The sequence below is a fragment of the Streptomyces sp. NPDC126497 genome (genome assembly GCF_040302425.1).
Taxonomy (GTDB): domain Bacteria; phylum Actinomycetota; class Actinomycetes; order Streptomycetales; family Streptomycetaceae; genus Streptomyces.
In genome coordinates this window covers 1-2,483 of the sequence record NZ_JBEORT010000211.1, presented here as the reverse complement: position 1 = coordinate 2,483, position 2,483 = coordinate 1, and the positions used below count along the sequence as shown (strand labels likewise).

Genomic DNA, 2,483 nt, shown 5'->3' with positions numbered 1-2,483 from the left:
GAGATCCGCACCACCCCGAACTACGGCTCCGCCGTGGACCCGGTGAAGTTCCTGCGCGCCAACGGCGTCACCGTCTGACCCACCGCGCACCCGGCGCCTAGGCGCTCCCGGCCCCCCGGTGGGCCTGGGTGATCAGATCGATGGCGACCTCGAGGACGGCCTTGCGCTTCTCCTCGGGGTCGCTCTCGACGTCCTGCAGGACGTGCATCCCCGCGTGCATGGTGAACAGGGCGCTGAGGCAGCGCACCTGGTCGACCAGGTCGGCGTCCGGGTCCATGAGGATGTCCCGCAGCCCGAGCATGCGGGTCTTGAACATCTCGCCGATGCGCAGCTCGCGGACCGTGGCCTGGTTCTCCTGCATGAAGCGGAAGAGCGGGGCCGCGCCCGCCAGCGCCGCGCTGTAGCGGCGGATGATCTCCTGCTTGGTCTCCAGCGAGTGCGGCTGCTCCCGCCCCCACTCGATCAGGTCCTCCAGCGGCCGCGAGAGGTCCTCGAAGATGCCGACGAGGATCTCTTCCTTCGTCTTGAAGTGGTAGTACAGCGCCGCCTTGGTGACGTCCAGGCGCTCGGCGATCTCGCGCAGTGAGGTCTTCTCGTAGCCCTGCTCGGCGAAGAGTTCGAGGGCCACGTCCTGGATGCGCTGGCGGGTGTTCCCGCGGCGCCGCTGTCTGGTGCCGTCCATGGTGCCGCCCATCCTCCTACTCGACCCCTCTTGACGAAAACTTACTTGACGACCGGCTAGTTGCGCGACTAGCTTCCCGGTGTAGTGAACTAGCCGGGCGGCAAGTAAGTAGCAGTGGTCACACGACCGTGGCCGGGGGAGAAGGAATCATGGCGGACACACCAGCGGCGGGGGCCGTGGAGACGGACACCGGCGCGCAGCCGAGGAGCGTGCGGGTGATCCTGCTCGCGCTCATGATCGCGATGATGCTCGCGATGCTCGACAACATGATCATCGGTACCGCGATGCCGACGATCGTGGGCGAGCTGGGCGGACTGGAGCACCTGTCCTGGGTGGTCACCGCCTACACCCTGGCCACCGCGGCCTCCACCCCGGTCTGGGGCAAGCTCGGCGACATGTACGGGCGCAAGGCCACGTTCCTGACGTCCATCGTCATCTTCCTGATCGGCTCCGCGCTCAGCGGCATGGCCCAGAACATGGGCGAGCTGATCGCCTTCCGCGCGGTGCAGGGACTGGGCGCCGGCGGTCTGATGGTCGGCGTCATGGCGATCATCGGCGACCTGATCCCGCCCCGGGAGCGCGGCAAGTACCAGGGCATGATGGCCGCCGTGATGGCGCTGGCGATGATCGGCGGCCCCCTGGTCGGCGGCACCATCACCGACAACTGGGGCTGGCGCTGGGCCTTCTACATCAACCTGCCGCTCGGCGCGGTCGCGCTGGCCGCCGTCGGCACCGTCCTGCACCTGCCGAGGAAGCGGGCCGAGGCCGGCATCGACTACCTCGGGGTCGCGCTGCTGACCGTCGGCATCACCGCCGTCGTGCTCGTCACCACCTGGGGCGGCACGGAGTACGCCTGGACCTCCACGCGGATCATGGAGCTGATCGCCCTCGGCGTCGCCTCCCTCGTCGGGTTCGTGTTCTGGCAGACCAGGGCCGCCGAGCCGGTGGTGCCGCTGCACATCTTCCGCAGCCGCAACTTCACGCTGATGTCCGTCATCGGCTTCATCACCGGCTTCGTGATGTTCGGCGCGACGCTCTTCCTGCCGCTCTACCAGCAGGCCGTGCAGGGCGCCTCCGCCACCAACTCCGGCCTGCTGCTCCTGCCGATGCTCGGCGCCATGCTGGTGACCTCGATGGTCGCGGGCCGGGTGACCACCGACACCGGCCGCTACAAGGTCTTCCCGGTGCTCGGCAGCGCGCTGATGATCACCGGCCTGTACCTGCTGTCCACGATGGACACGGGGACCTCGCGCCTCACCTCCGGTGTCTTCATGGCCGTGGTCGGCCTCGGCATGGGCTGCCTGATGCAGATCACCATGCTGGTCGCGCAGAACAGCGTGGAGATGAGGGACATGGGCGTGGCGTCCTCGTCCGCCACCCTGTTCCGCACCCTCGGCTCCTCCTTCGGCGTCGCGATCATGGGTGCGCTGTTCAACAACCGGGTCCAGGACGTCATGGCCGAGAAGGCCGGCGCGCTGGGCTCCGAGGTGACCGAGCAGTCCGCCCAGCTGGACGCCGCCAGCCTGGCGAAGCTGCCGGAGGCGGCCCGCGAGGCCTATCAGCACGCGGTGTCCTCGGGCACCCACTCGGCCTTCCTCCTGGGCGCGCTGATCGCGGTGGTCTCGCTCGCGGCGGCGGTGTTCGTGAAGGAGGTCCCGCTGAAGGGCGCGGGCCCCCGTGAGGGGGACACCGGCGACGGCGCCCCGGCCCCGGCGGCGGTCACCGAGCCCGTCTGACCGTTCCCGGGCGGCCCCGGGGCCCCGGCGGCACACCGGCCGCCGGCCCCGGCCGTTCCCCGTGC

At 69.7% G+C, this 2,483-nt stretch carries 2 protein-coding genes and 1 pseudogene; 2 read left to right on the top strand and 1 reads right to left on the bottom strand.

What is annotated here, in order from left to right:
* Positions 1-78: pseudogene (locus ABTY20_RS35085) on the top strand (M23 family metallopeptidase); the annotation flags it as partial.
* 19 nt (positions 79-97) lie between these two features.
* Here ABTY20_RS35085 and ABTY20_RS35080 read toward each other — a convergent pair.
* Positions 98-694, bottom strand: a complete 597-nt coding sequence (locus ABTY20_RS35080; RefSeq protein WP_352001188.1) for a TetR/AcrR family transcriptional regulator — start codon at positions 692-694, stop codon at positions 98-100.
* A 137-nt stretch (positions 695-831) separates the two neighbouring features.
* On the opposite strand from ABTY20_RS35080, the gene ABTY20_RS35075 reads away from it, so the two are divergent.
* Positions 832-2,418 (top strand): MDR family MFS transporter, encoded by a 1,587-nt coding sequence (locus ABTY20_RS35075; protein WP_352001187.1) that lies wholly within the window; start codon positions 832-834, stop codon positions 2,416-2,418.
* The last annotated feature ends 65 nt before the right edge of the window (positions 2,419-2,483 follow it).